Origin of the sequence: Rhodanobacter sp. L36 (genome assembly GCF_009765755.1) — a bacterium.
Taxonomy (GTDB): domain Bacteria; phylum Pseudomonadota; class Gammaproteobacteria; order Xanthomonadales; family Rhodanobacteraceae; genus Rhodanobacter.
On the sequence record NZ_LMUV01000010.1, the window covers coordinates 494 to 880 of the forward strand.

Below are 387 nucleotides of genomic sequence, written 5' to 3' on the forward strand. Positions count from 1 at the left end.
GCCGTTCACCGCGTCGGTGCTGGTGGCGCTGAGCGCACCTTGATGCAGGTTGCTGATCGTGGTGCCGCCCGTCGCGCCACCATCGGTGGAAGGCGCGCCGGCGAGTGTCACGCTGTCGTAGTTCGGCGTGCCATCCAGATGCGTGTCGTATTGCACGGCCGCGCTGCCTAAGTTGGAAAGCCCGTTGTCGACGGCTTGCAACTGCTCGACGTTGACCGCGTCGTTTGCGGCAGAGCCTGCAGCCACGCCGGTGATCTGACGATTGCCGATATTCACTTCGCCCGCGGACGTCTGCGGCGCGGTCAGCCCGTAAGCGGTGTAGTTCGTCAATGCGCCCACCAGCGTGACCGAACCGGCACCAAGGGCCACGCTGTTGGCCATGCTGGC

At 65.6% G+C, this 387-nt stretch carries 1 pseudogene; it reads right to left on the reverse strand.

Annotation, left to right across the window (positions count from 1 at the left end):
- A pseudogene (locus GSQ73_RS09645) lies at window positions 1–387 on the reverse strand (hypothetical protein); the annotation flags it as partial.